Consider the following 25,461-nt stretch of genomic DNA (forward strand, 5'->3'; position numbering starts at 1 on the left):
GCCGCCGCCGCTCAGAGGGTGCGGAGCCGCACCGACAGGCAGGTGACGCAGCCCTCGAGCTTCTCGAACTCGGTGATCGGCACGGTGACCACGTCGAGGCCGCGGGCCGCGAACAGCTCGGCGGTCCGCGGTGCGTCCGCCGACATGATCACCGACGGACGACCGTCCGGGCCGGGGCCGAGGTCGACCACCGCGGTGCCGTGTTCCTCGGGCACCGGCAGGAACCGGGGGAACCGCGACGGGTCGTCCACCAGCGGCGGGTGGCCGACCACCGTGCCGTCGGGCAGCGCGGTGACCCCGGACTTGAGGTGCAGCACCGCGGTCACCGGGACGCTGACGACCGTCCAGCCGCGCGGGGTGAGCAGCGCGGTCAGCTGGGCGATCCCCTCGGCGTCGGTCCGTGCGCTCGCGCCGACCCAGGCCGTCCGGCCGATCTTGAGCACGTCGCCGCCGTCGAGGTGGCCGGGCTCGGTGATCGCGGCCCGTTCGACCCCGAGCACGTCGAGGGCGGCGGCGGTGCCAGCGGTCTCGCCGCGTCGGGACGGGGCGCCGGGCGAGGTGATCACCGCGAGGTCGTCGAAGACCACCACGGTGTCCTCGACGAACACGCCGTCGGGGTGTTCGTCGGCCGGGGCGACCTCGGTGACCTGCCAGCCGCGGCGGCGGAAGGCGTCGACGTAGCCGTGCCACTGGTCGAGGGCGAGCGCGGGGTCGACCGGCACCCGGTCGAGGTGGGTGAGCTCGCCGTCGGCGAGCCGGGGCGAGGGGCGGCGGACCAGGAGACGGGGCACCGCCCCATTCTCGGTGCCGCGGCACCGATCGCCCGGGCGCGTTCTAGGGGCGAGCGCCGAGCCGGTCGACCACCAGGTCGGCGACCGCGGCCATCCCGGCGGCGTTCGGGTGGAACGAGACCCCGGAACGGCCGACCCAGCCGGTCACCCACGGTTCGCTGGCGCCGGCGTGGTGGTCCCGGCTCGCTTCGGCGGCCTCGACCAGCTCGGCTCCGGCGCGGTCGGCGACCGTCCGGTAGGTCGCGGTCAGGACGGCGGCCATCGCCTGCGCCTGGTCCCGTTGCGCCGCGGTCAGCGGCAGCGTCGGGTGCGGGTCCGGTCCGACGAGGGTCAGGTAGTCGACGATCAGCACCCGGGCGTCGGGTGCGGTGGTGTGGACGCTCTCGACCACCCGGGTCAGGGTGTCGGTCAGCCGCGCGACGGCGGCCGGGTCGGCGACGATCCGGGTCCGGGCGGTCAGCCGGGGGCCGACCACCGGCAGCCGACCGGGCCCACGGTTGACCAGCACGGCCCGGAACAGCCCGCCGACGTAGCCGAGGTCGTTCCCGCCGACGGTCAGGGTGACCAGCCGGGTGGCCGGGGTGACGCCGTCGAGCTGGGCCGGCACCGGCGTGCGGCGGAGCGGGCGGGTCCGGGTCCGTCCCGGCCGGAGCAGGTCGTCGCTGACCGCGCCGGACCGGGTGACGTCGGTCAGCACCAGCCCGAGCCGCTCGGCAACCAGGTGCGCGTAGTTGCGGCCAGACCGGCCGGCCGCCTCGTCGACCACCGGGAGGATCCCCGGTCCGGCGGCGAACGAGCTGCCGAGCGCGGTGTAGGCCGCACCCGGCTCGAGCGGGGCGGCCACCGCGGTCAGCCCGCCACGCCGTAGAGCCGGTCGCCGGCGTCACCGAGCCCGGGAACGATGTAGCCGCGCTCGTTGAGCCGTTCGTCGACCGCGGCGGTGACCAGCGTGCAGGGCACCTCGAGGTCGTCGAGCAGTCGCTGGAGCTTTGCGATCCCCTCCGGCGCGGCGAGCAGGCAGATGCAGGTGATGTGGTCGGCGCCGCGGTCGACCAGGAAACGGACGGCCGCGGCCAGCGTGCCGCCGGTGGCGAGCATCGGGTCGAGGACGTAGCACTGCCGGCCGGAGAGGTCGTCGGGCAGCCGCTCGGCGTAGGTGGACGGCTCGAGCGTCTCCTCGTTGCGGACCATCCCGACGAAGCCGACCTCGGCCGTCGGCATCAGCCGGGTCATGCCCTCGAGCATCCCGAGACCGGCGCGGAGGATCGGCACCACCAGTGGCCGCGGCGGCGCCAGCCGGACGCCGACGGCCGGGCCGACCGGGGTGGTCACCTGGTGCGGGGTGACCCGGATCTCGCGGGTCGCCTCGTAGGCCAGCAGGGTGACCAGTTCCTCGGTCAGCCGGCGGAAGGTCGGCGAATCGGTCCGCTCGTCGCGCAGGGTGGTCAGCTTGTGCGCGACGAGCGGGTGGTCGACGGTGCAGAGGTCCACGCCCGAACGGTAGTACGACCGGCCCGAGCCGGGGCGGGCGAAAGGGTCGTCGTCTGAGACCATGGCCGTGCGGTCGAGCCTCGATCGGCGGGCTGGACACGAGCCCCGGCGGCGACGAAGATCAAGTGCCGCGCGGAGCGCGGAGGATCATCGAGCGGCAGCGGGTTGCCGAGGGAGTGAGGGGTGATCGTGGCCGAGGCCGACGACGACGACTTCGAGTCGTTGGATCTGGACGACGACAAGTCCCCCGCCCTGAGTCGTGACCTGGCCGAGGCCGACGACGCCGACGACGCGGACGAGGGCGACTTCGACGACGACGACCTCGAGGACGCCGAAGAGGACGAGATCGACTACGTCATCGCGAGCTATCGCGAGGACGGTCAGGTCGTGGTCAGCGCGCTCGGCAAGGACCTGGCCAACGACCTCGACGAGCTGATCGTCCAGCTGCGCCGGCTCCCCGGGGACGCCGGGGCGATCGGCTTCGTCAGCCTGGTCGAGGAGGTCGCGGTCATCGTCCGGGTCCGCGGCCAGCACGTCCAGGTGCTGCTCTCGGACGCGGCCGCCGCGGCCGACTGGCCGATCGCGCGCGACGTCGCCGACTACCTGGGCGAGGAGATCCCCGACGAGGAGGACGAGGAGGACGCCGAGCCGATGGGCGACCTGCGGATCCTCGCCGACCTCGGGGTGAGCGAGTTCGACCTCACCGCGCTGTGCGACGACCTCGACCTCAGCAGCGAGGACCTGCTCGCCGAGGTGGCCGACAAGATCAAGATCGGCCCGCAGTTCCGCCGGGTGGCCGAGGCCGCGCTGAGTGACTGACCCGACCGGGGTCGCCGCGGCGGTGCCGGCCGGGGGCTGGCCGCCGCTGATGCGGCAGGCGCTGGCGGTCGCCGCGCGGGTCGAGCAGCACCGCGACGTCCCGATCGGGGCCCTGGTGGTCGACCCGGCTGGCGCGGTGGTGGCGACCGCCGGGAACGAGCGCGAGCTGACCGGCGACCCGACCGCGCACGCCGAGGTGCTGGCGCTGCGCCGGGCCGCGGCGGCGACCGGGAGCTGGCGGCTCGACGGGCACACCCTGGTGGTGACGCTCGAGCCGTGCACGATGTGCGCGGGCGCGCTGGTGCTGGCCCGGGTGTCCCGGCTGGTGTTCGGCGCCTACGACCCCAAGGCGGGCGCGGTCGCCTCACTCTGGGACGTGGTCCGCGACCCCCGGCTCAACCACCGGCCGGAGGTGGTCGGCGGGATCGAGGCCGAGGCCTCCGAGGCGCTGCTCCGCGGTTTCTTCGCCGGGCACCGCTGAGCGGGGCTGCGCTCGATTTCGCCCGCCCCGGCCCGAGTCGGTAATCTCTCCCGCGGTGGCGTGTCTGAGCGGCCTAAAGAGCGCGCCTCGAAAGCGCGTGAGGTGAAAGCCTCCGCGGGTTCAAATCCCGCCGCCACCGCCAGCCTGAGGAGGGCAGACGCCGACCGGTCCGTCGAGGGCCGGTCGGCGTTTCTCGTGATGGTCTCAACCATGGTCTCAACGCGAGCCGTTCGGGTCCTCCGGCTGAGCCCACAGCAGGCCGTCCAGCCGGGAGGCGACCTCACCGTGAATAGGCGCCACCACGTGCGCGTACCGACCCGCCATCGCCGTGCTCGACCAGCCCAGAAGGCTCATCATGGCCCGCTCGTGAACGCCGAGCAGGAGCAACACCGTCGCCGCCGTGTGGCGAGCATCATGGAGCCGGCCGTCGCGCACCCCTGCGGACACCAGAAGCTTCTTCCAGTTATCCCAGTCGGTCCGGGGGTTGATCGCACCCCCACATCGAGACCGCCTTCGAGGCGGACGAGGTCTGCATCGACTTCTCCGGATACACCGCCGAAACCCTGCACGCCGCCATCCAGGAACCGCTCGACAAGATCCGTGACGGCCGCCTCACGCCGCGGAGCATTCAGGTCCGGCTACTCCTGTCGGACATGTCCCAGCCCATAGCGATCCCTAGCCGAGCTGGCGACGACCCTGGTGATGACCCGCGCGTCCGCGGCCGCATGCACCGGACCGCTGAGCGCTACGCCGGCGGCATCCGCGAATCGCTAGCGGAGCTGGCACAGCTCGGATTGGTCGACCAGGCCGTCGCGCACATCCGGGTGCACGGCTCCGCCCCTCTGTTCAAGCTGTACCTGATCAATGACGCCGAGCTGTTCTTCGGCTTCTATCCGGTCATGCGTCACGACGTGACGGTGAACGGGGAGACCATCCCCACCTTCGACCCGATGGGCAAGGACACTGCCCTGTTCCACCACACCGCCACTACCGACCCCGACGCTCTCGGAAGCCAGTACGTGGCCGAGGCTGCCCGCTGGTTCGGAAGCATCTGGGACACCATCGCTAAACCGGCCACCCTGTGACCACGTCGACGCCGGCCGAGGTGCTCGCACGAACCGGCCCGATCTTTCTGGACTTCGACGGCCCAGTCACTCACCTGTTCGTTGACGGTCGGAACAAGGCGATAGCCGACCGCATGCGCGCCGTCCTCGCGCAGCTCGGGGAACCGGCCACAGACCAGGCCGCCACTACAGATGACCCGCTTGCCGTCCTCCGCTGCTCCTACGCCAACCGCAACAGCGAAACGTTCGGTGCAGTCGAGGCCGAATGCATCGCCGGAGAGGTCGACACGGTCGCCGTCACCGAGCCCACACCAGGTGCCCACGACTTCATCCGAGCCTGCCGGAAAGCTGGCCGGCCTCTGGTCATCCTCAGCAACAACGCCCCAAACGCCATCGCCGCCTACCTAGACCGCTTCGAGCTGCACGACTACTTCGCCGGAATCGTGGCCCGAGATCCCGGTAATCCCGACCTGATGAAGCCGCATCGCCACTTGGTTGACGTCGCTCTCTCCCTCGTAGATGTCCCAGCAACTACTGTCGCCTTTATCGGCGACTCCATCACAGACGTGCAAGTCGCGACTATCACCGGGCTACGCATGATCGGATTCGGGAAGAACCCTCAGCGCGCCACCGAACTCGACAGCGCGGGCGCCGAAGCACTGGCGCTGACGATGCAGGACCTCGTGTCTGAGGTTTTAGGTCAACCAACAAGCGACCCTCAGCCGCTCATGGGAAGGCCCGCTGTCGCGTGGCGATAGTTCACACCCATCGCGGCTCAACACGCAGAGGCCGCCGCCCGCTTCGCACGTCGACCATCAGGGGAACTCGCACAACCCGAATGCACCTCCAATGCTCAGGCTTACCCTCTTATCGGTGGGCAGCCGGCAAGCGTCGAGTGCTCACCAGCCACCACGACTCAAGTAGAACCGCAGGAACGGGTCCACTACGTAGGCGCGTTCGTCCTTGTAGACAAAAGCAGGATCACCCGTGCCCCGAAGTTCTTCTGCGATCTCGCTCATGCTGGTCAGGGTGCCTCCGATCTGCTGACCTTGGGGAGCGGGCGAAACGGTTGGCTCCGTCAGATATTGGTTAATCTCGGCGTATGTCGTCGTTGCTTTGGCCCCGAGCTTTTGAATCGCTCGGAAGATGCAAGCGTAGATGTCTCGCTCGATTCCGTCATCAGCAAATCGACGCATTAGTCGATTCGTCCCGTGAGGCTTCTTTCCCTCCAGTAATTTCTGGAAAATGGGCGGTCGCGTTCTCGCCGCGATGCGCTCCAAGAATGACTCCCAGTGGTCAGGAACCCGTACGAGCTGGCGGATCGTTGGACGCTGCAGTATCCCCTGAGCTGTGCAGACCTCGAAGCAAAGCTGCTGCATAAGGAACGGAGAGCCCATAGCTTCATTGCTGCACGTTCTTCCTACTTGTCCAGAGACATCCGTTAGATTGAGCGCATCAAATCCGGCTGATGCGATGAATTCAAGCTCTTGGTCGTCCCAGGGCTTAAGTTCCAGATGCCAAATCCGCCCACCTAAGTCAGGCTCAGCCACAACAGCTTCAAAAGCGTCATAAGGAACGGCGATCATTATCACAGGGCAGTGCGGGATGACGCTTTTAATCGCCCTGGCGATCTCTTTCCGGGAACCCTCCGGTACGAAGTGAAAGTCATCGATCACGATCGGGGTTGAAACGGCTCGCAGTGCCTCCCGTGCAACGTCAGCGAGCGCTCTCGTACGGCTAGCCCGCTTTTCCTCGGAGAATCCACCACTCGCTCCCGTCGAAGCACCAGCCTTCAGCACCCCTGCATTCAACTCTGCGCTCAGCCCGCCAGATCCGGCAAGGGTGTGACCAGTGCTTACCTCAAGAGTGTCCCATAGACCCAAAAAATCCACGACTCTTCTCCAGAGGTCTGCCGCCGACAACATATCTGCACCCTGGATCCAGATCGCGTTTTCTTGTGAAAGTTGACGTTCGATGAGGACGGTCTTCCCACACTTCGTCGGGCCTGATACGGATAAGGCCTTGCCGGATTGGCCGAGGAAGCTCTGAACCTCGGATTCCAGGTGTCGCGCGCTTCGTGGATTGTAGGTGAACTCGGGAGTCTCACCTCCCGCGACGAATACCGACCGTGTAAGCAGCGGACCTGTGGGCGGAGTCGAGTTCATCCACCACAGCCTACGACCCCAGGTCGTTGGCCCGACCGATGAGAGCGGTGAAGTAACTCGTGCTTCTCCTGCGGTGGACCGTCAATCACTAGGCGCGCCGCTCGGAGCTGGTTCTCCAGTAGCCCGTCGACACGCGCACGCAGCCAGCGGACCGTCGCCCAGGCTAGACCTACGTACCTGGTCCATCCGACTGAGCGTCTCGGGGAGCCGCCACAGCGTGTTCACATCGGAAGCCGGGCAGGTGGGAGAAATGTTGCGTCACTCTGTGTGTCTCTGCGCAGCTGACGAATTGGGCTCTAGAGGATCAAGGCGGCTCGCTGCGCTCCGCCGCGCCGAGCGCGTCCTCGCTCCGCTGCGGGCCGCTCGACCGTTCGTAGAATCTCCGGCGTGCTGACCTCATTGTTGCCGGGACTACGGCACCTCCGCACTCCTTTTGCCACTGGTTGCCTCTATGCGCTGTGTCTATGGCTAATCATCGCCCCCACTCTGCTGGCAGCCGCACAGAGCAACCTGGTTCTCCAGCGACTGGACTTGTTAAGTGGCTTCTTGGGAAAGTCCGCAAGTCTCGGTGCTCTAGCGTTTGCTGGCTACTTGCTGGGAACCCTTCTTGTAATTCCTGGTCCGCGCACCATCATTCCGCGAAATTCCTATTTGAGCAATTTCCGACCGTACGGAATCGACGAGTATGACGTTCGCCCGTATGAGTCAGGGCTGGCTCTATGGCGCTGGCGGTGGATTAACTTCCGCAGTTCCAAGCGGCGCATCCGCAAAGCCGTACTGTATGCATGTAAATCACTTCGTGACATCTTCCGAGTGCACTCCGGAATACGCGCAGACATCAGTAGTGCCGTAATTGACAAGCTCACTAGCTCCTATCAGCACTATCAAGACCAAATCCATACATGGGTTGCGGCGAATTTGTCGAAGCAAGTTAACAAAGGTATTGACGTCTCGTACATACTCGATCAGTCCCTTCTCTCAGGATCATTTCGGCACGGCCTGGGGGACGCAATGAGCCACCGGCATACCTTCCCTGGAGCTTACAATCAGTGGGAGTCAATGAGCCCAGAAGAGAGACAAGTAGCCGACGAGCTGGACGGGCAATCCCTCTTGGTAGTTACAATGACTAACGCCGTTGCAAACGACTTTCGCGCTTTAGAAGTTAGACTACAGATCAAACATGAGCCTCTATTCAACGAGTACGACCGACTTCGAGCTGAGGTTGAACTTCGGCTAAGCGTCTGCATACCACTGATTCTTGTTGTGATCGCTATGACCTTCTTGAACGCGAACGGCCTCTTCCTCTTTGCCCTAACGATACCTATCACCCTCTGTGTTGTCGCTCTTCGAAAGTCAGCAGAAGCAGAATCCATAATCTGGCAGACCCTACTGTTAGGAGAGATTGAGGCGCCAATCATGGTCGAATTTGGCAACATCGAGATCGAGGAAGAGAATCCGCCCAAGAACCGTATGGGTGATCAGTTCAGGCTTTAAAGATTGGTTGAGCGATTGGTGGCGCCGGAGATTCCTGCGTGAATAGAAGTTTGAGTGACCGTTTCGCGGAGGTTAAGACTTTGCTACAGATTCTAGACTATCCCTCAGTTCGGTCCGACTGGGAAGCTCAAGGGAATCATTAGACCTGGACGGCGTAGCAGCCATGTGGAGTCAGAGTTAAAAGAAGTGATGCGCAGCGTCGGGCCCGTGGTCTCATCCTTGGTCTCATTCACGGGTGATCGACGGTGTTCGCGGGGCGGGGCCAGGTACCTGATCCACGCTCAGCGGACGGTCGTGAACCCCGCTGAACGGTGGGCGGCAGACCTCGAAAGCGCGTGAGGTGAAAGCCTCCGCGGGTTCGAATCCCGCCGCCACCGCCAGCAGCACCGGACGCCGGTCAGCTCCATGTGGTTCCACCTGGGTGCTGGCCGGCGTTCTGCGTCTCCGGTGGAGCGGGGATCGGGTAGGGGAGGTTGTCAGCGGGCGCTTTCGTCGACCCATCGGTGACAGCCGTCCGCCAGACCGCTTCCTCTCCCGCCACCTCCCACTCCGCCCAGGCAGCTTCGTACTGGTGCTCCAGGCGCCGATCCGTTGATCCCATAATCGCGCGTTCGGAGGGGTCGTGGACGTCGACTCGGCGCTCCGAGCCGGCTCGAGCGTGCGCGTCGTCGGGCTCGTGGGGCCATGACGGGATTCTCATCCGTCGACCCGCTGGGCGACAGCGAGCACGGCATGGAAGCATCGATGCTCGTTGTCCGGTGACGCGAGCGGCGCGCCCGGCGGAGCGGAGGGGAACGCGGCATGCGCATCGTCCAGGTCGGACTCGGTGGGTTCGGACGCGACTGGGCCAGGAACGTCATCCCGCGGGTGCCCGAGGTGGAGGTGGTGGCGACCGCCGACGTCTTCGCGGGCTCGCGGCAGGCCGCGATCAGCGCCGGGCTCACCACCGAGGCCGACTGCTTCGAGACCGCCGAGGAGGCTATCGCGCACGCCGACGCCGAGGCGGTGCTGGTCACCGCCAGCCTGGTCGGGCACGTCCCGGCCGCCCGGGCGGCGCTCGAGGCGGGCAAGCACGTGATGATCGAGAAGCCGTTCGCCCCGAGCGTGGCCGAGGCCGAGGAACTGGTCGCGCTGGCGGCCTCGCGCGGTCTGACCATCGCGGTCAGCCAGAACTACCGGTTCTTCCCGGCCGTCCGCGCCGTCCAGCGACTGGTCGCCGAGGAGACCTACGGCGCGCTGCACGCGGTCGAGCTCGACTTCCGGCAGTTCTCCGGCGCCGACGGCCCCGGCCCGCACCACGCGCTCGCCGAGCCGCTGCTGGTGGACATGTCGATCCACCACTTCGACCTGATCCGGGCCGTCCTCGGGCGCGAGGTCACCCGCGTCGACCTGCGCACCTGGGACCCCGCGTGGTCGCTGTTCACCGGCCCGTCGGTCGGCACCGGGGTCATCGAGTCCGGCCCGGACCTGGTCACCAGCTACCGCGGCAGCTGGGTCAGCCGCGGTCCCCGGACCACCTGGGCGGGGGAGTGGCGGATGGACTTCGCCGACGCCGAGGTGTGGTGGACCAGCCGCGGCGACGGCCCCGAGGGCTGGCGCTCCGACGAGGTGCGGGTCCGCACCGGCGGCACCGTGGAGAAGCTTGAACTGCCCACGGTCGAGCGCACCGACCGGGCCGGCAGCCTGACCGAGTTCGTCACCAGCATCCAGGCCGGACGCGAGCCGGAGATCTCCGGACGTCGCAACCTGGCCACGCTGGCCACCACCTACGCGGCGGTCGAATCGGCCCGCACCCGCGGACCGGTCACCCTCTGAACCCGCGGTCGCGGAGCGCGGCCAGGATCCGTTCCGCGTTGACCGGGGGCGGGGTGTTGGTGGTGTCCAGCGTGATCGCCTCGGTGGCCGGCGGTGCGAACAGCCGGGTGGTCTGCCGGTAGCGCCGGTAGCCCTCCGGGTCGGCGCCCTTGCGGAGCGCGATCCGGTCCGGGTTGGCGATCCGGGACACCTCGACGTCGATGTCGCAGTCGAGCACCACGGCCAGGAAGACCGATCCCCGCCGCCCCGCCAGGCCGCGGATCTGCGCGTACTCCTCGCCACCGGCCGCGTCGTCGAGCAGCACGTCGGTGAACACGTAGCTGTTCGTGGCCGGCGCGAGGTCCTCGATCGTCCCGAGCACGGCCTGGCGGATCGGCACCACCCGTTCCCAGATCTCCGGCGGCAGCGGCGCGACGCCGTCCCAGCGGAACAGCTCGAGCAACGGACGGTTGATCAAGGCGTTGTCGACGAGGACGCCGTCGAGGAGGGCGGCCAGCTCGGCGCCGACGGTCCGCTTGCCCATCGCCGGGTAGCCGAGCATCAGCACCACGCAGGTCCGCGAACCGTCCACGTGCGGACCCTAGCCGGGCCCGGCTGCGGTGCTGATCATGCGGTCGACGAACCCGGCGGCCGGGTGTCACGCGGGTTTCTTTCGGGTGACGGCGTGACGCCGCGATTGGTCTCGGAGCGTTCGACCCGGAAGGATGTGTGGATGATCGACCTCGACGCCCTCCTGCTGGAAGGCGCCGTGGTGGTGATCGCCGCCATTCTTGCTGCCCGCGTCGGTTCCCGCTTCGGCCTGCCGGCGCTGCTGCTGTTCCTCGGTCTCGGCATGGCCATGGGCGACGCCGGACTCGGCATCCGCTTCGACGACGCCTCGCTGGCCCGGGCTCTCGGCTTCGGCGCGCTGGTGCTGATCCTGGCCGAGGGCGGCCTGACCACCCGCTGGGCCGACATCCGCAACTCGATCGGCATCGCCGGTCTGCTGGCCACCGTCGGGACCTTGATCAGCGTCGCGCTGATGGCCCTGTTCGGCCACTTCGTGCTCGGGCTCGACGTGTGGATCGCGATCCTGCTGGGAGCGGTGACCTCGCCGACCGACGCCGCCGCGGTGTTCGCCGTGCTCCGCCGGGTCCCGCTGCCGCACAAGATCCGCGGCGCGCTCGAGGCCGAGTCAGGCCTCAACGACGCTCCGACCGTGCTGCTGGTGGTCGCGGCCAGTACCGCCGCCCTGGCCGGGAGCGGCGGCGAGGAGCACACCAGCCTCGGCGTCGTCCTCGCGCTGATCCCGGCCGAGATCGTCGGCGGTGTGGCCATCGGACTGGTGCTCGGCTGGCTCGGCGTCCAGTTGCTCCGCCGGGTCGCGCTGCCGTCGTCCGGTCTCTACCCGCTGGCCGCGCTGGTCTGGGCGGTGTTCGCCTACGGGGTGGCCGCCGAGATCCACACCTCGGGCTTCGCCGCGGTCTACCTGGCCGGGCTGGTGCTCGGCAACGCCAACCTGCCGCACCGCGCCGCCACCCGGTCGTTCGTCGAGGGGATCGGCTGGGTCGCGCAGATCGGGCTGTTCGTGATGCTCGGGCTGCTGGCCTCGCCCGGCCGGATCACCTGGAGCACGGTGGGGATCGCGCTGGCCGCCGGCCTGTTCCTCACCTTCGTGGCCCGCCCGCTGTCGGTGTTCGCCAGCGCCGTCTGGTTCCGGGTCCCGCTGGCCGACCAGGCGTTCCTGTCCTGGGCCGGGCTCCGGGGTGCGGTGCCGATCGTGCTGGCCACCATCCCGCTGGCCGAGGGGGTGCCGGGCGCGACGCTGCTGTTCGACGTGGTGCTGGTCTTCGTCATCGTCTTCACGCTGCTGCAGGGGCCGACGTTGCCGTGGCTGGCCGACCGGCTCGGACTGACCCGGCGGCTCGAGCCGAGTGACGTCGAGGTCGAGGTCGCACCGCTGGACAAGATCTCCGCCGACCTGCTCCAGGTCACCGTCCCGTTCGGGTCCCGGCTCAGCGGGATCGAGGTCGGCGAGCTCCGGCTGCCGCGGCACTCGGTGATCTCGCTGATCATCCGCGACTCGGCGCCGATGGTGCCGGTCGACCGCGAGCGGCTCAAGATCGGGGACGAGCTGTTGATCGTCACGCCGAGCGCGCAGCGCGAGCAGACCGAACGCCGGCTCCGCGCCCTCGGCCGGCACGGTCGTCTCGCGCGCTGGCACGCGGCCGAGCCGGACGAGACCCCGCGGCGGGTCCGGAACCCGTTCGTCCGCCGCGAGCGGGAGCGGGACTAGCCGGCCTGTTTCGCCGAGGGGCTGGCCGACTCCGCCGGCAGGCAGACGGTGTCGCTCGAGACCGGGTAGGACGTCTTGGCCTTGCCGTTGAAGCCGCCGTACTGGCTGCCGACCATCACGTCGACGGTCCGGTCAGCGCGTCCGTCGGCCTTGACCGTGGCGTTCTTGAAGAAGCTCTTGACCAGCAGCACCTCGGGGTTCTTGGCCCCGTTGCCGATGATCACCGTCTTCGTCACCTTGGTGTCGGTGTTCTGCGGCGGCAGCGTGTTGAACTTCTTGTTGCGCAGCTGCTGGCTGACGTCCCCGGCCAGCCCGCGCTTGTTCCCGCCGTTGAACACCTGGACGGTGACCTGGCTGCTGAGCAGCTGGCGCTTGGTCACCTTGGTCGGCACGCACGGCGTCTGCGGGGCGGGCGGCGACGGCTTGATGATGTTGTTCCAGCCCCACCACGCGCCGTAGCAGAGGATGGCCAGCAGCACCAGCAGCGTCAGCGGGGTGCGGATGACCCGGAACACCCGACCGATCACTTGAGCTCCAGCACCCGGGCGTGCATGGTCTGGCGTTGCTGGAGCGCAGCCCGGAGCGCCCGGTGCAGGCCGTCCTCGAGGTAGAGGTCGCCCCGCCAGGAGACGACGTGGGCGAACAGGTCGCCGTAGAAGGTCGAGTCCTCCTCGAGCAGGGCCTCCAGATCCAGGGTCCGTTTGGTGGTGACCAGCTGATCAAGGCGCACCTGGTGCGGAGCAATGGCAGCCCACTGCTTCTGCACGTACCCGTGGTCCGGGTACGGGCGTACGTCACCGACGCGCTTGAAAATCACCCGGTCACTGTAGCCAAGCCGGTCGGGGCCACCCGAGCACGACATCGTCACGATTCGGTCCCGGCCGGGCTCCGACCCGGCTCGTCCGGGACCTCCGGGCCGGTCGGAACCCGACTCCGGAGTCCTCCCGCGCGCTCGCGGGCGCTGTGGCACGCTGAGCCCATGAGCGAGGCGAGCAACGCCGACGAGGTCACCGAGATCCGCGCCGGCTACACGTTCGACGAGGCCGCGATCGACCTCGGGGTGCTGATGGAGGCCGACCAGCCGGTGCCCGACGCGCGGGTGCGGATCCCGCTGTCGATGCTCAACCGGCACGGTCTGGTCGCGGGGGCCACCGGCACCGGCAAGACCAAGACCCTCCAGGTGCTGGCCGAGCAGATCTCAGCGGCCGGCGTCCCGGTCTTCGCGGCCGACGTCAAGGGCGACCTGTCGGGCATCGCCTCACCGGGTGAGGCGAGCGACAAGCTGGCCAAGCGGACCGCGAAGATCGGTCAGGACTGGCACCCGCAGGGCGCCCCGACCCGGTTCCTGGCGCTCGGCGGGCAGGGCATCGGGCTGCCGGTGCGGGTGACCATGAGCGCCTTCGGCCCGGTGCTGCTCTCCAAGGTGCTCGAGCTCAACGAGACCCAGGAGTCGACGCTCGGGCTGGTGTTCCACTACGCCGACAAGGCCGGGCTGCCGCTGCTCGACCTGTCCGACCTGCGCGCCGTGCTGCAGTTCCTCACCTCCGACGAGGGCAAGGCCGAGCTGTCCGCCATCGGCGGGATCTCCGCCTCCACCGTCGGGGTCATCCTGCGGTCGTTGATCAACTTCAGCGACCAGGGCGCGGACGCGTTCTTCGGGGAGCCCGAGTTCGACACCGCCGACCTGCTGGCCCTCGACCCGTCGGGCCGGGGCATCGTCACGCTGCTCGAGCTGCCCAACCTGCAGGACCGGCCGCAGGTGTTCTCCACCTTCCTGATGTGGCTGCTGGCCGACCTGTTCCACGACCTGCCCGAGGTCGGTGACGCCGACAAGCCCAAGCTGGTCTTCTTCTTCGACGAGGCGCACCTGCTGTTCACCGGTGCCTCGAAGGCCTTCCTCAACTCGATCACCCAGACGGTCCGGCTGATCCGCTCCAAGGGCGTCGGGATCTTCTTCGTCACCCAGACGCCCAAGGACGTCCCCGACGACGTGCTGGCCCAGCTCGGCTCGCGGGTGCAGCACCAGCTGCGCGCACACACCCCGAACGACGCCAAGGCGCTCAAGCAGACGGTGGCGACCTTCCCGAAGTCGCACTACGACCTCGAGTCGGTGCTCACCGAGCTGGGCATCGGCGAGGCCATCGTCACCGTGATGGACCCCGACGGCGCCCCGACGCCGGTGGCCTGGACCCGGATGCTGGCTCCGCAGTCGCTGATGGCGCCGACGCCGGCCGACCAGATGCAGGCCAGCGTGCAGAACTCGCCGCTGGCCGCGAAGTACCTGCAGCCGATCGACCGGGAGTCCGCCCGGGAGATGCTGGCCAAGCGGCTCGACGCCGGGTCGCGGGCCGCGCAGGCCGAGGCGCCGGCCACCGCTCCGCAGGCACCGGCCCCGCAGCAGCGTCGTGAACCGGCGCCACGGGCGCGCCAGGAGAAGGGGATGGTCGAGCAGATCGTCAACTCCCCGATCGTCCGCGACCTGGCCCGCACCGCCGGCCGGGAGATCTTCCGCGGCCTGTTCGGTACCGCGCGCCGGCGTCGCTGAGCTCGCCCGGCCGGTGCCGGTGCCGACAAGGGGACGTCCCCGCCACCGACGCGGGTGTGGAACCGCGCTGGTGACGGGGACGTGAGGGTCGGGCCCGGCTCAGACACCGAGCAGAGCGCGGAGCGCGCGCAGCCGACGGGCCACGGCCACGGGCCGTGGCTGCGGCCGTCGGGCGTCTCGACGCGCCTGCGCGGCGGCACCGAGCTGCGCGTGCCGGAGCGCGGCACGCCGGCTCCGGTCGCGTTCGGACCCGACCAGGACGAGGGCATGGTGGACGTGCATGGTGATCACTCGCTTTCGCGGCAGGCCGGGACCGCCGGGCGCGCGTGGGCGGCGCCAGGATCGTGCGGTACCGGTGATGGGTGAGGACGCAGGGCTGAGGCAGGTCAGCCGGTCTCGTCGCTAAGCGACGACGGCGACGCCTCTGCGGGCGTCGAACGGAGTCATGATCATCACGTCGACACCTCCCATCCGAGTGACGGCGCCGGTCTGCGGCGCGAGGGCGGCCGGGCGGGATCGCCCGACCTCGAGCAGAACACTACGGGCGGGGTTCCGAGCCCCGCAAAGGATTTATGCGCCGAGCATCCGGGCGAGCGCGTCGCGGGCGGCGGCGTTGCGGGCAGCAAGATCACGGAGCACGGCCGCCAGGGTGGCCACCCAGGCGTCGATCCCGATCTCCTCGCGGCTGATCACCACGCCGCGGACGACGCGCTGCCGCTCGGCCCGGACCGGCCCGCCGCGGCCCTTGGCGTGGGACAGCCGAAGCTGCAGGTCGCCGGCGCTCACCGTCACCGCGACCGGGGTGCCGTCGCGGCCGGAGAGCCGGTCGCCGAACGAGCGGGACCGCTCGACCTCGACCAGCCCGGGCGGCAGGGCGTCCCCGAGGGTGGCGGTCAGCACCCGGACCAGGGTGTCGACCTCGGCGGCGTCGGAGCGCAGCGCGGCGGCGATGAGGTCGGTCGACCCGACCGGGTCGAGCTGGTCGTCCGACGGCTCCGGGTTCTCGAGGGTCACGTCACCACCGTAAGGGCCGGTGCGGGTCGGGCGGCGGTCAGTCGACCAGCGGGAGCACCAGCTGCGGCGTCTCGATCACGTGGTCGGGACGCAGCGGGCGCACCGCGGTGCCGATGGCGAAGAACTCGGTGGTGTGCCCGCCCCACTGGTGCGGCAGCGACAGCAGCTGGACACCGACGATGCCCTCGGCCATCAGCTGCTCGGCCTCGGCCTGCATCCGGCTCATGGCCAGCTCACGGGCGTCGTAGAGCGCCTCGGTGAACTGCGGGATCTCCACGTTCTGGCCGATGTTGCCCATCGACTGGAAGAAGCCCTGGTGGGCGATGTGGTAGACGCAGGTGCCCATCACCATCCCCAGTGGGGCGTACCCGGCCTGCACCAGGGTCCAGAAGTCCTGCCCGGACAGGTCGGAGGTGAAGGGCTGGTTCTTGTTGTTGCGCCAGCTGCCGCCGGTGGGCGGCGGGTTGTCGGCCTTGACCGCGGTGCCGACGGCGATGAACTCGGCGATGTCGTTGCCGAACTCCTTGAACTCGATCTCCAGCCGGACCGCGACGATGCCGTCGGCGCCCAGCGCGTCGGCCTCGGCCTCCATCCGGGTCATGGCGAGCTCCCGCGCGTGGTACATCGCTCCCGACAGCCGGTCGAGCTCCTGATTCTTGCTCCACGAGCGGGCCTGGAAGCCGACGTGGTAGATGCTCGACCCGAGCACCAGCCCGAGCGGTCGGAAGCCCGCCTCGCGGACCAGCAGGAACTCGTTGACCGACAGGTCGGAGGTGAACAACCCGCCCTGCGGTCCCTGGCCGCCGCCCGGACGCATGTGGGCCAGCCGGTTCAGCGCGTCGGTCGGGATGCCCATCTCGTTGTGCTGGACGCTCATCGGTTCCTCGTGGTCGGTAGTTGATCGGTCGTTGGTCGGTCGTGGTCGTGGTCGGGTCTGCGGCTCAGCGGCGGCGGGTCGGGATCATCCCGCCGAGCGGGACCAGCGTGCGGCTGTCGGTCAGCGGGTGCGCCTGCCGGGTGTACCGGGCGATCGCGGTGCCGACCATCAGCGACTCGGCCACGTGGTCGCGGTGGTTCTCACCCGGCTCGACCTCGAAGATCCGCAGGGTCATCGCGGACGAGATGAACCCGTCGCTGCGGAGCCGCGCGGCCTGCTCGGCGATGTCGGTGCGGACCACGTGCCGGACGTAGGTGATCAGCTCGGTGTAGCCGCTGATCTCGGTGTTGCTCCAGCTGCTGGCCTGGCCCATGGTGCGCCAGTCGTCGTGGCGGATGGCGAGGTCGAAGGCGTAGAGCAGGCAGTCGGGCACCCAGCCGGCCAGCAGCAGTTTGGCCACGTCGCTGCCGGACAGGTCGGTGGTGAACGGCCGCGCCGGTCGGGTTGCCGTGCGGCCGCGGACGGCGGTGCCGATGGCCATGAACTCGCGGGCACCGTCGAGCATGCTGACGCTGAGCCGGATCCCCACCACGCCGTCGGCGCCGAGCGCGGCCGCCTCCTGGAGCAGCCGGGACAGCGCGGTGCCGTAGCCGCGGCGGATCGCGTCGGCGTACGGCCGGAAGGCGGCGAACCGGCTGTCGCGGGTGCCGATCACCGGCGGCGGGGTGCTGTAGCCGCCGAGCATCCCGCCGAAGCCGCCGCCGTAGCCCATGCCCATCCAGCCACAGCCGCCGTAGCCGGACCAGCCGACGCTCTCGACGACGCAGCCCATCACCTCGCCGACGGCGTCGAAGCCGACCGAACCGAGGCCGACGGTGGCGTCCGTTGAGAGCAACGAGGTGCGGACGCCGTCGGCGCGGGCCCGGTCGATCCGGGCCTGCGCGACCGGAGGCAGCCCCCGGCCGTCCCACTGTGCCATCGCTGATCCGCCTCCTCGGCCGCCCGACCGGACGACCCGCCACCGATCGTGCCACCCGCCCGGGTCGGCTCCGCCGGCACCGCAGCCTCACCTCAGGATTTGCTTCAGAAAGCCGCAGGATCGGCCACGGACGGGTTGCGCGAAACCTGAGCGGATCAGGGGGAAGACCCTGATCCGCACTGAAGGTGGGGGGTCCAGGATGATGGTCATCGGGATCAAGGGTTCGGGGGGACCCGAGGATCCTGACCGGGACGGTGCTACCGGGGGGAGAGTGCCGTCCCGGGTCTACGTCGGGCGCCTGTGCAGAACGGGGGGACTGCACGGACGCCCGCGCCGGAGGGAGATCCGGTGGAAGTACGGCCCGGACGGGCCGCGTGGAGAGGGCAGAAGATCGCCGGGTGACTGGGAACCCGGCGATCCCAGGTCGAGGGGCCGGGACGTTCGTCGTCCCGGCCCCTCGTCGCGTCCCGGCTCCACGTCGCGTCCCGGCTCCCGGGCCTGCTTCCCCGGCTGCGACCATGCCCGGGTGAGCGATGCCGCCGACCCCGGAGCAAGCCCGGCAGCCGGTTCCCCGACGACCCCCCTCGAACGGCTCGCGACGCTGCTCGGGCTGCCCGGACGGGCCGCCGACCTCGCGGCCCTGCTCGACGAGATCGTGCCGCTCCGGCACCGCGCCGACGACCAGGGGCTGCCGGCCGCCCTGCTCCGGGTGCTCGACCAGCGTCCCGACCGACGGACGGCCTGGGCGGCACTGCTGAGCACCGTGCTCGGAGCCGGACCCGGCGCACCGGACCTGCGTCCGCTCGACGACGACCCGGTCGGACGCGACCTCGCCGAGCTGGTCAGCGCCACCGCCTGGGCCGACCGGGCCGACGGTGGCGACGAGCGGCTGTGGGCCGAGCTGGGCTGGACCCGGTTCGTCGACGACGTCCGTCCGCCCGAGCCCCCGGTGGTCCCCGGCACCGGCGCGGTGCTCGGCCCCGAGGCGCTGCCCGGGCTCGCCGACCGCTACGACGCGGTGGTGATCGGGTCCGGCGCCGGCGGCGGCACCGCGGCCGCGCTGCTGGCCGAGTCGGGCCGGACGGTGCTGGTCGTCGAGGCCGGCGCGGCGCCGTCGCGCGAGACCCTGGCCACCGGTCAGCTGCGGAACCCGCGGATGGAGTGGGGGCTCCCGATGCCCACCCGCTCCGCCGACCCGGCCGACCGGCGAATCCGTCCCGGTGCGGACGGCACCGGCGAGGCGGAGGTGGCTCCCTGGGCTGGCGGTTGGTTGGCCAACGCCCAGACCCTCGGCGGCGGCACCCGGGTCTACGGCGCGCAGGCGTGGCGGTTCGGTCCCGAGGACTTCCGGATGGCCGGCACCTACGGCGTCCCCGACGGCAGCGCGCTGGCCGACTGGCCGATCGGCTACGACGACCTCGAGCCGTGGTACGCGCGGGCCGAGTGGGAGGTCGGGGTCAGCGGCGACGACCGGGCCGGGCCCTACGACGGGCACCGCTCGCGGCCCTACCCGATGCCGCCACTCCCCGAGGGGCCGACCGCGACCCGGCTGGCCGCAGCCGCCGACCGGGTCGGGCTCGGCGTCCGGGCCGTGCCGTTGTTGATCAACTCGGGCCCCTACCTCGGCCGCCCGGGCTGCGTCCGCTGCCGGGCCTGCGTCGGGTTCGCCTGCCCGGTCGAGGCCAAAAACGACAGCCGCAACACCATGCTGGTGCGGGCGCTGGCGACCGGGCGGACCACGGTGATCACCGGCACGCGCGCGACCCGGATCGTCGTCGACGTCCACGGCCGGGCCGCCGGTGTCGCGCTCTCCGCCGGCCCGGCCGGGCCGCGCCGGGTGATCGACGCCGCGACGATCATGGTCGGCGCGGGCGCGGTGGAGACTGCCCGGTTGCTGCTGGCCAGCGCGCACGACGGCGAGCCGCAGGGGATCGGCAACCGGCACGACCAGGTCGGCCGGCACCTGCAAGGCCACCTGTACGGCGGTGCGTTCGCGCTCTTCGACGAGGAGGTCGACGACCTGCTCGGACCGGGCCCGTCGGTGGCCACCACCGACCTGCGGCACGGCAACCCGGGCATCGTCGGCGGCGGGATGCTGGCCGACGAGTTCACCCTGCCGCCGGTCAACCTCTACGCCCACCTGGTCGCCCTCGGGGTGGTCCCGCGCTGGGGCGGGGACAGCATCGCCGGCGTCCGGCGCTGGCACCGCCGGCTGCTCCGGATGATGGGCCCGGTCCAGGAGGTGACCAGCGCCGACTCCCGGGTGCGGCTCGACCCGCGTCGTGTCGACGGTCACGGGGTGCCGCTGGCGGTGCTGTCCGGGGGACTACACCGCGAGGACGAACGTGGCCGGGCCTTCCTGGCCGGCCGGGCCGCCGACTGGCTCACCGCCGCCGGAGCCGCACGGGTGTTCCCGATCGCCGGGCCCGCGGGTCCGGGGCCGAGCGGCGGTCAGCACCAGGCCGGCACCTGCCGGATGGGGGCGGATCCGGCCGCATCGGTGGTCGACCCCGACGGTCGGGTCTGGGGCCACGACAACCTCTACGTGGTCGACGGCTCCAGCCACGTCACCAACGGCGGGGTCAACCCGGTGCTGACGATCTTCGCCAACGCGATGCGGATCACCGACCGGCTGGTCCGGGCTGGCTGAAGGAGCCTCCGACCCGCCGCATGGCTCTGGCCGCCGGGGCACCGTCGGAGGATCATGATGACGTCGGCCCGACCAGGGTGGCCGGGCCGCCGACGAGGTGTGCCATGGACGTGTTCGCCTGGATCTGTGCCGTCGCGCTGGCGGCGACCTTCCTGGTCGTCGGGGTGATGAAGCTGGTCGTCCCGCGCGAGAAGTTGATCAGCATGCGCAGCTTCGGCTGGGCCGCCGACTGGTCGTCCCGGGACATCCGCGGGATCGGCCTCGCCGAGACGCTGGGGGCGATCGGGGTGATCGTCCCGTGGGCCACCGGGATCGCGCCGGTGCTCACCCCGATCGCCGCGGTCGGTCTCACCCTGATCCAGGTCGGGGCGTTCCGCACCCACTGGCAGCGGGGTGAGAAGCGCGAGGCCTGGGGCAACGTGTCGCTGCTGTCGCTGGCCGTCGTGGTCGCGGTGATCAGGTTCATCCAGCTCTGAGTCGCCGCGCCGGGACCCGGGGTCAGCGGCGGCGTCCGGTGAAGTGGTCCATCGTCCGGTTGATGCCGAACAGGTTCACCACGGCGTCGAAGAGCGGGACCGGGAGCAGCCGCAGGGGCGCCAGGGCGTGCACGATCCAGGGCAGGTAGAGCTTCTCCCGGCCGTTCTCGAGGGCGTCCATGATCTTGGTCACCACGTCGTCGGGTCGCAGGATGGGCAGCAGGGCGGGGAACCGGGTGCGGACGCCGTCGAACATCCCGGTGTCGATGTAGTAGGGGCAGACCAACAGGGTGCGGACCCGGCTGCGGTCGCGCTTGAGCTCGACCCGCAGCGACTCGGTGAAGCCGACCGCGGCGAACTTGCTGGCCGCGTAGTCGGTCTGCCGGGCGACGCCGACCAACCCGCCGGCGCTGGCGACGGTGACCACCGTGCCGCGGTCGCGGCTGATCATGGCCGGCAGGAAGGCGCGCACCACCCAGTAGTGGGCGAGCGTGTTGACCGCGAAGGTGCGTTCGATGGCCTCGTCGTCGGCGTCGAGCAGCCGCTTGCCGCTGACCACCCCGGCGTTGTTGATCACCACGTCGACCGCAGCGGTCCCGGCGGCCGCGGCGCCGACCGCCGCCCGGTCCGAGACGTCCACCGATCGGGCCTCGGCCCCGACCCCGAGGGCGCGGGCCTCGTCGCGGACCCGGTCGAGCGCCGTCGCGTCGAGACCCCACAGCACCACCGAGGCGCCGCGTCGGGCGGCCTCGAGCGCCATCAGCCGGCCGATGCCGTTGCTCGCGCCGGTCACCAGCACCCGCTGCCCCCGCAGCCGATTCCTCATCGCCCCTCCGTCGTCCCGGCCCACCCGGTCCGCCGGGGACGATACGTGATCGGCGGGACGCGCCGCCGCGTCAGCCGACACGCACCCGGCGGGCCGCGGCGAAGGCCGCCGCGATGACGAAGCCGGCCACCGCCACCAGCCCCACGGTGGCCAACGACATCGCGACCGGATGGGCGGCGAACCACGACGGCAGCCGCCGGCTGGGGACAGCGGCCGCGCCGACCAGGGCGGCCGCCAACCCGATGTAGTTGCCGATCATGAACCCGCGGTGCCGGGCGATGTTGCCGCGGCGGGCGGCGACGATGCCGAGGGTGACGCTGACCAGCACCCAGGTGGCCAGCACCCGCAGGAAGATGGCGACCGGGTCGGCCCAGGTGCCGAACCCGAAGGACACCGCGGCCAGGAAGAGCATCAGCCCCGCCCAGACCCAGCCGACCGTGCGGTGGACGGTGTCGCCGCGGACCCGGCGGGCGACCTGGAAACCGCCGAGCGCCAGACACAGCACGGCGGCGACCGCGTGGGCGGCGATGACGGGCGTCCAGGCCGGGAGCACGGTCAGGAGTCTAGGGACGGACCCGTCGCCGCGGGCCGGATCACGGGATCCAGCGCACCGCCTCGATGAACCGCTCGCTCTCGGCGCCCGCGTTGGCGTAGTACACGGTGAGCACGGTGTCGCCCAGCAGCACCGACCGCGGATAGCCCAGGTCGGCCACCGCGCAGTCGTCGGTGAGCACCAGCGGCTCGGACCACGACCGGCCGTCGTCGGTGCTGACCACCGCCCGCAGGCCGAAGGGGGACGACCGGTATCCGTAGCTGATCACCAGCCGGCCGTCGGGCAGCGCGACCAGGGCCGGTGGGTTGCCGCCGGGGCCGGTGTCGTCCACCGCGGTGCCGAGCAGCGACCAGTTCGCGCCCGCGTCGGACGAGCGGTGGACGTCGATCCAGTGCCGGTACGGCTCACCGGGTCGGTCGGCGGGGCCGGCGCGGCGGACCGCGGTCAGCACCGAGCCGTCGGGCAGCCGCCGCGACGAGGGCATGATCGCGAAGCCGGTCGGCTCGGGCCCGACCCAGCCGGCCGGGTGGAAGGACCGGCCGCCGTCGTCGGTGCGGACCGCCAGCACCCGGCCCTCGGCGCCGTCGCTCTTGGGGACGGTGAGCTGCAGCAGAGCCGAGCGCTCACCCAGCGGCACCACGTCGGTGCGGGCGGCGATCCCGCCGGTCCCGGGATCGGGGAGCAGGAACGGCCCCGACCAGTGCCGGGCCCGGTCCCGGCTGACGTAGAACCACGACCAGGAGCCGCGTTCGAGACCGGTCCGCGCGCAGAGCAGCACCGTCTCGGGGTCGGTGAAGTCGACCGGCTGCTCGAGCGGGACGAAGTCGTCCCGGCCGACCCGTGGCCCGACCCGGAGCCGCGGCTCGACGTGCTCGTCGGCCGACAGCGACCGCGCGCCGGTGGGGATCGTGCCGGTGAAGGGCTCGGTGGTCCAGGTGCGGCCGCCGTCGTGGCTGCGGGCCTGCACCGGCTCGAACGGCCGGCTCAGGTCGCGGGCGTGCAGACCGTCGAGCCGTCCCGTCCAGCCGACCGCGAACACCGCGACCACCTCGTCGCCCCAGCACCACATCCCGTAGTTGGCCGGCCACCCGGCAAACCGCCCGGGCTCGCGGTGGACCAGCGAGCGCTCGACCCTCACGTCCGGCACGGTCGAGCTCCGTCGTCGCCGGGGACGGATCGGGGCAGCCAGACCCGCAGGGTGGTCGCGCCCCGGTTGGCCCACCGGGCGTACGGGATCAGCCGCAGCTCGACCGGACGCGGGCCGGGTCGGTCCTCGGAGTCCGAGGAGGCGGTCCCGGGGTCGGACGCCGGACCGTAGGGCCAGACCGGCCGTGGCGCACCGGCCGCCGTGCCCCGGACCACCACCGCGGTCGTGCCGCCGAGCAGGGTGTCCTCCACCGCCACCCGGGGCGCCGGGTCGGCGGCGAGCGCGACGTCGAGCAGGTCGACCCCCTCGGGCAGGTCGACGCCCTCGAGCGCGTAGACCACCGGCCCGCGTTCGACCGCGCGCTGGCCGGCCACCGCCTCCACCCGCCGATCGGCCGCGGTCAGCCGGACCGCGAGGTCGGGCTCCAGCACGACCTCCTGGCCCGCCCGCAGGCCGCTCGCGGCCAGCCGGCCGCGCGCGTCCGGCTCGGCGGCGCGGCGCTCGCCCGCGGCCCACCAGCCCGTCCGCACGGCCGCCGACCAGGACGGCAGTCGCAGCTCGAGGGTCCAGTCGGCGGGAGCGTCGAGCACCCGGACGGTCACCGTGGGCTGGTCCGGGTAACGGGTCCGGACCTCGAGCTCGACCGGCCCGGCGGCCAGCGTGGTCCGCAGCTGTCCCGGCATCAGCTGGTCGATCCGCAGGGTGTCGTCGTCGGCGGTCACGGTGGCCACCGACCACCCGAGCGAGGAGATCGTCCGCATCACGTTGGGCGGGCAGCAGGCGGTGTCGTACCAGGGGGCACGGGTGCCGAGCTCGTCGCGCTCCTGCACGGGCCGGTCCTCGGCGGGAACGGGGCCGGGACGGCGCCTCAGCAGCGGGTTCTGGTACCAGAAGTGGGTCCGGTCGAGCGAGGTCGAGGCGGCGAACCCGTTGTGCAGCACGCGTTCGGCGAGGTCGGCGTAGCGGGCCTCGCCGGTGGCCAGGGCAAGCCGCTGGCTCCACATCAGCAGGCCGATCGCCGCGCACGACTCGGCGTAGGCCCGGTCGGGCGGCAGCTCGTAGGCCTCGCCGAGCGCCTCGTGGAAGTGCCGCGACCCGATCCCGCCGGTCAGGTAGGTCTTGGTGGCCACCAGGTCGTCCCAGAGCAGCCGGGTGCGGTCGAGCAGCTCGGCGTCACCGGTCTCGACGGCCACGTCGGTGGCCCCGGCCGCGAAGTAGGCGGCGCGGACCGCGTGGCCGGTCAGCTCGGTCGCCTCCCGGATCGGGACGGCGTCCTGGACGTACAGCCGGCCGAAGTGCCCGGGCCCGAGGCTGCTGTGCCCGCGGCGGTCGACGAACAGCCGGGCGAGCTCGAGGTGGCGCTGCTCGCCGGTCTCGCGGAACAGCTCGACCAGCGCCAGCTCGATCCCGGGGTGGCCGTCGATCCGCGGTTCGCCGTGGGGCCCGAACCGGTCCCACAGGTGATCGGCGAACCGGCGCGCCGCGCCGAGCAAGCGGTCGTCGCCGGTGCCGCGGTGGACGGCCACCGCCGCCTGCACGAGGTGCCCGCCGGTGTACATCTCGTGGCCGAAGGCGAAGTCGGTCCAGCGGCGGTCGCGGGCGCGGGCCTGGAAGTGTGAGTTGACGTACCCGTCGGGTGCCTGGAGCGCGAGGACCAACTCGCTGACCTCGTCGAGGAACGCCTCGAGCTCGGAGTCGGGGGTGTGGGCGAGGTCCCACCCGATCGCCTCGACCACCTTGTAGAGGTCGGAGTCCATCCAGTGCACGCCGTAGTAGGGCTCGCTGCGGCCGGCGATGGCGGTCCGGAAGTTCTCCAGATAGCCGAGGTCGGTCAGCCAGCGCACGCCGTGGTGCAGCGTGGTCGTCGAGTTCGCCCGCCGCCAGTCACCCCAGAACCCGCCCTCGAGGTCGAACCAGACCGGTCGTGCGGCGCCGATCGCGGTCGGGGTCGGGCGGAGGGGGCCGGCGGCGACGCGCGACACGGGGACTCCTGCACTGG

General features: G+C 70.8%; 26 protein-coding genes and 1 tRNA gene. 11 read left to right on the forward strand and 16 right to left on the reverse strand.

Annotated features, from left to right (window positions below; genetic code table 11):
- Window positions 1-11: 11 nt before the first annotated feature.
- From ddaH to upp, 3 genes are read right to left on the reverse strand one after another with little or no spacing between them, the layout of a single operon-like run.
- Window positions 12-791 carry a dimethylargininase gene (ddaH, locus tag FHX74_RS07480; protein WP_182559445.1) on the reverse strand — a complete coding sequence of 260 codons (780 nt, stop codon included), beginning with the start codon at window positions 789-791 and terminating at the stop codon, window positions 12-14.
- Window positions 792-834: 43 nt separating this feature from the next.
- Window positions 835-1,635 carry an SGNH/GDSL hydrolase family protein gene (locus FHX74_RS07485; RefSeq protein WP_182559446.1) on the reverse strand — a complete coding sequence of 267 codons (801 nt, stop codon included), beginning with the start codon at window positions 1,633-1,635 and terminating at the stop codon, window positions 835-837.
- A gap of 5 nt (window positions 1,636-1,640) precedes the next feature.
- Window positions 1,641-2,282, reverse strand: coding sequence for a uracil phosphoribosyltransferase (gene upp / locus FHX74_RS07490; RefSeq protein WP_182559447.1), 642 nt, complete (start codon window positions 2,280-2,282; stop codon window positions 1,641-1,643).
- A gap of 189 nt (window positions 2,283-2,471) precedes the next feature.
- On the opposite strand from upp, the gene FHX74_RS07495 reads away from it, so the two are divergent.
- The 3 genes from FHX74_RS07495 (at window position 2,472) to FHX74_RS07505 (ending at window position 3,724) form a co-directional block, all read left to right on the forward strand.
- Window positions 2,472-3,101, forward strand: a complete 630-nt coding sequence (locus tag FHX74_RS07495) for a tRNA adenosine deaminase-associated protein (RefSeq protein WP_182559793.1) — start codon at window positions 2,472-2,474, stop codon at window positions 3,099-3,101.
- Between the two features lie 49 nt (window positions 3,102-3,150).
- On the forward strand, window positions 3,151-3,582 hold the full coding sequence (locus tag FHX74_RS07500; RefSeq protein WP_182559794.1) for a nucleoside deaminase: 432 nt from the start codon (window positions 3,151-3,153) through the stop codon (window positions 3,580-3,582).
- 54 nt (window positions 3,583-3,636) lie between these two features.
- Window positions 3,637-3,724, forward strand: a tRNA-Ser gene (locus FHX74_RS07505).
- Between the two features lie 74 nt (window positions 3,725-3,798).
- Here the strand turns inward: FHX74_RS07505 and FHX74_RS07510 are convergent.
- On the reverse strand, window positions 3,799-4,131 hold the full coding sequence (locus FHX74_RS07510; protein ID WP_182559795.1) for a tyrosine-type recombinase/integrase: 333 nt from the start codon (window positions 4,129-4,131) through the stop codon (window positions 3,799-3,801).
- Window positions 4,132-4,307: 176 nt separating this feature from the next.
- Between FHX74_RS07510 and FHX74_RS07515 the strand changes: the two genes are divergently transcribed.
- Window positions 4,308-4,667: a hypothetical protein gene (locus FHX74_RS07515; RefSeq protein ID WP_182559448.1), complete on the forward strand. Its 360-nt coding sequence runs from the start codon at window positions 4,308-4,310 to the stop codon at window positions 4,665-4,667.
- Entirely contained in the window at window positions 4,664-5,404 is a 741-nt protein-coding gene (locus FHX74_RS07520) for an HAD family hydrolase (protein ID WP_182559449.1), read from the forward strand. The genes FHX74_RS07515 and FHX74_RS07520 overlap by 4 nt, the downstream gene beginning before the upstream one ends.
- 141 nt (window positions 5,405-5,545) lie before the next feature.
- Here FHX74_RS07520 and FHX74_RS07525 read toward each other — a convergent pair whose 3' ends face one another.
- On the reverse strand, window positions 5,546-6,811 hold the full coding sequence (locus tag FHX74_RS07525; protein WP_182559450.1) for a P-loop NTPase family protein: 1,266 nt from the start codon (window positions 6,809-6,811) through the stop codon (window positions 5,546-5,548).
- Window positions 6,812-7,198: 387 nt separating this feature from the next.
- Between FHX74_RS07525 and FHX74_RS07530 the strand changes: the two genes are divergently transcribed.
- Both FHX74_RS07530 and FHX74_RS07535 read left to right on the forward strand, forming a co-directional pair.
- Complete coding sequence (locus FHX74_RS07530; RefSeq protein ID WP_182559451.1) at window positions 7,199-8,305, forward strand: hypothetical protein; 1,107 nt, start codon at window positions 7,199-7,201, stop codon at window positions 8,303-8,305.
- An 801-nt stretch (window positions 8,306-9,106) separates the two neighbouring features.
- On the forward strand, window positions 9,107-10,120 hold the full coding sequence (locus FHX74_RS07535; protein ID WP_182559452.1) for a Gfo/Idh/MocA family protein: 1,014 nt from the start codon (window positions 9,107-9,109) through the stop codon (window positions 10,118-10,120).
- Here FHX74_RS07535 and FHX74_RS07540 read toward each other — a convergent pair.
- Window positions 10,110-10,691 (reverse strand): ATP-binding protein, encoded by a 582-nt coding sequence (locus tag FHX74_RS07540; RefSeq protein ID WP_182559453.1) that lies wholly within the window; start codon window positions 10,689-10,691, stop codon window positions 10,110-10,112. The genes FHX74_RS07535 and FHX74_RS07540 overlap by 11 nt on opposite strands.
- 141 nt (window positions 10,692-10,832) lie before the next feature.
- Here FHX74_RS07540 and FHX74_RS07545 point away from each other — a divergent pair, with 141 nt between their 5' ends.
- Complete coding sequence (locus FHX74_RS07545) at window positions 10,833-12,395, forward strand: potassium/proton antiporter (protein WP_182559454.1); 1,563 nt, start codon at window positions 10,833-10,835, stop codon at window positions 12,393-12,395.
- Here FHX74_RS07545 and FHX74_RS20200 read toward each other — a convergent pair.
- Window positions 12,392-12,922, reverse strand: a complete 531-nt coding sequence (locus tag FHX74_RS20200; RefSeq protein WP_182559455.1) for a LytR C-terminal domain-containing protein — start codon at window positions 12,920-12,922, stop codon at window positions 12,392-12,394. The two genes, FHX74_RS07545 and FHX74_RS20200, sit on opposite strands and share 4 nt — an antisense overlap.
- The gene (locus tag FHX74_RS07555) at window positions 12,919-13,212 is read right to left on the reverse strand and encodes a type II toxin-antitoxin system VapB family antitoxin (protein WP_182559456.1); all 294 of its coding nucleotides are present in this window, start codon (window positions 13,210-13,212) and stop codon (window positions 12,919-12,921) included. The genes FHX74_RS20200 and FHX74_RS07555 overlap by 4 nt, the downstream gene beginning before the upstream one ends.
- Before the next feature lie 162 nt (window positions 13,213-13,374).
- On the opposite strand from FHX74_RS07555, the gene FHX74_RS07560 reads away from it, so the two are divergent.
- The gene (locus FHX74_RS07560) at window positions 13,375-14,940 is read left to right on the forward strand and encodes a helicase HerA-like domain-containing protein (protein ID WP_182559457.1); all 1,566 of its coding nucleotides are present in this window, start codon (window positions 13,375-13,377) and stop codon (window positions 14,938-14,940) included.
- Between the two features lie 99 nt (window positions 14,941-15,039).
- Here the strand turns inward: FHX74_RS07560 and FHX74_RS07565 are convergent, their stop codons facing one another.
- The 4 genes from FHX74_RS07565 to FHX74_RS07580 all read right to left on the reverse strand — a co-directional run bounded on the left by FHX74_RS07565 (window position 15,040) and on the right by FHX74_RS07580 (window position 17,810).
- Window positions 15,040-15,222 (reverse strand): hypothetical protein, encoded by a 183-nt coding sequence (locus FHX74_RS07565; protein WP_182559458.1) that lies wholly within the window; start codon window positions 15,220-15,222, stop codon window positions 15,040-15,042.
- A gap of 288 nt (window positions 15,223-15,510) precedes the next feature.
- Window positions 15,511-15,954, reverse strand: coding sequence for a hypothetical protein (locus FHX74_RS07570; protein ID WP_182559459.1), 444 nt, complete (start codon window positions 15,952-15,954; stop codon window positions 15,511-15,513).
- Between the two features lie 37 nt (window positions 15,955-15,991).
- Window positions 15,992-16,831 (reverse strand): heavy metal-binding domain-containing protein, encoded by an 840-nt coding sequence (locus FHX74_RS07575; RefSeq protein ID WP_182559460.1) that lies wholly within the window; start codon window positions 16,829-16,831, stop codon window positions 15,992-15,994.
- 64 nt (window positions 16,832-16,895) lie between these two features.
- Window positions 16,896-17,810 (reverse strand): heavy metal-binding domain-containing protein, encoded by a 915-nt coding sequence (locus FHX74_RS07580; RefSeq protein ID WP_182559461.1) that lies wholly within the window; start codon window positions 17,808-17,810, stop codon window positions 16,896-16,898.
- 526 nt (window positions 17,811-18,336) lie between these two features.
- Here FHX74_RS07580 and FHX74_RS21060 point away from each other — a divergent pair.
- Both FHX74_RS21060 and FHX74_RS07590 read left to right on the forward strand, forming a co-directional pair.
- Window positions 18,337-20,460, forward strand: a complete 2,124-nt coding sequence (locus FHX74_RS21060; RefSeq protein WP_220483589.1) for a GMC oxidoreductase — start codon at window positions 18,337-18,339, stop codon at window positions 20,458-20,460.
- A gap of 104 nt (window positions 20,461-20,564) precedes the next feature.
- Window positions 20,565-20,936, forward strand: a complete 372-nt coding sequence (locus FHX74_RS07590) for a DoxX family protein (RefSeq protein WP_182559462.1) — start codon at window positions 20,565-20,567, stop codon at window positions 20,934-20,936.
- A gap of 22 nt (window positions 20,937-20,958) precedes the next feature.
- Here FHX74_RS07590 and FHX74_RS07595 read toward each other — a convergent pair whose 3' ends face one another.
- The 4 genes from FHX74_RS07595 to FHX74_RS07610 all read right to left on the reverse strand — a co-directional run bounded on the left by FHX74_RS07595 (window position 20,959) and on the right by FHX74_RS07610 (window position 25,444).
- Window positions 20,959-21,762 (reverse strand): SDR family oxidoreductase, encoded by an 804-nt coding sequence (locus tag FHX74_RS07595; RefSeq protein ID WP_182559463.1) that lies wholly within the window; start codon window positions 21,760-21,762, stop codon window positions 20,959-20,961.
- A gap of 70 nt (window positions 21,763-21,832) precedes the next feature.
- Window positions 21,833-22,315 carry a DUF2306 domain-containing protein gene (locus FHX74_RS07600; RefSeq protein WP_182559464.1) on the reverse strand — a complete coding sequence of 161 codons (483 nt, stop codon included), beginning with the start codon at window positions 22,313-22,315 and terminating at the stop codon, window positions 21,833-21,835.
- A gap of 40 nt (window positions 22,316-22,355) precedes the next feature.
- Entirely contained in the window at window positions 22,356-23,462 is a 1,107-nt protein-coding gene (locus FHX74_RS07605; RefSeq protein ID WP_220483590.1) for a sialidase family protein, read from the reverse strand.
- Window positions 23,450-25,444 carry a glycoside hydrolase family 127 protein gene (locus FHX74_RS07610; protein WP_182559465.1) on the reverse strand — a complete coding sequence of 665 codons (1,995 nt, stop codon included), beginning with the start codon at window positions 25,442-25,444 and terminating at the stop codon, window positions 23,450-23,452. Before FHX74_RS07610 ends, FHX74_RS07605 begins: the two co-directional genes overlap by 13 nt.
- Window positions 25,445-25,461 lie beyond the last annotated feature (17 nt).

The organism is Microlunatus kandeliicorticis (assembly GCF_014137855.1).
In the GTDB taxonomy this organism is placed as follows: Bacteria; Actinomycetota; Actinomycetes; order Propionibacteriales; family Propionibacteriaceae; genus Microlunatus; species Microlunatus kandeliicorticis.

Excerpts from the sequence above, each read along its gene's own strand:
- FHX74_RS07500 (WP_182559794.1), top strand. The coding sequence starts at position 3,151 with ATGCGGCAGGCGCTGGCGGTCGCCGCGCGGGTCGAGCAGCACCGCGAC.
- FHX74_RS07515 (WP_182559448.1), top strand. The coding sequence starts at position 4,308 with ATGCACCGGACCGCTGAGCGCTACGCCGGCGGCATCCGCGAATCGCTA.
- FHX74_RS07525 (WP_182559450.1), bottom strand. The coding sequence starts at position 6,811 with ATGAACTCGACTCCGCCCACAGGTCCGCTGCTTACACGGTCGGTATTC.
- FHX74_RS07535 (WP_182559452.1), top strand. The coding sequence starts at position 9,107 with ATGCGCATCGTCCAGGTCGGACTCGGTGGGTTCGGACGCGACTGGGCC.
- FHX74_RS07545 (WP_182559454.1), top strand. The coding sequence starts at position 10,833 with ATGATCGACCTCGACGCCCTCCTGCTGGAAGGCGCCGTGGTGGTGATC.
- FHX74_RS07560 (WP_182559457.1), top strand. The coding sequence starts at position 13,375 with ATGAGCGAGGCGAGCAACGCCGACGAGGTCACCGAGATCCGCGCCGGC.
- FHX74_RS07565 (WP_182559458.1), bottom strand. The coding sequence starts at position 15,222 with ATGCACGTCCACCATGCCCTCGTCCTGGTCGGGTCCGAACGCGACCGG.
- FHX74_RS07575 (WP_182559460.1), bottom strand. The coding sequence starts at position 16,831 with ATGAGCGTCCAGCACAACGAGATGGGCATCCCGACCGACGCGCTGAAC.
- FHX74_RS07580 (WP_182559461.1), bottom strand. The coding sequence starts at position 17,810 with ATGGCACAGTGGGACGGCCGGGGGCTGCCTCCGGTCGCGCAGGCCCGG.
- FHX74_RS07590 (WP_182559462.1), top strand. The coding sequence starts at position 20,565 with ATGGACGTGTTCGCCTGGATCTGTGCCGTCGCGCTGGCGGCGACCTTC.
- FHX74_RS07595 (WP_182559463.1), bottom strand. The coding sequence starts at position 21,762 with ATGAGGAATCGGCTGCGGGGGCAGCGGGTGCTGGTGACCGGCGCGAGC.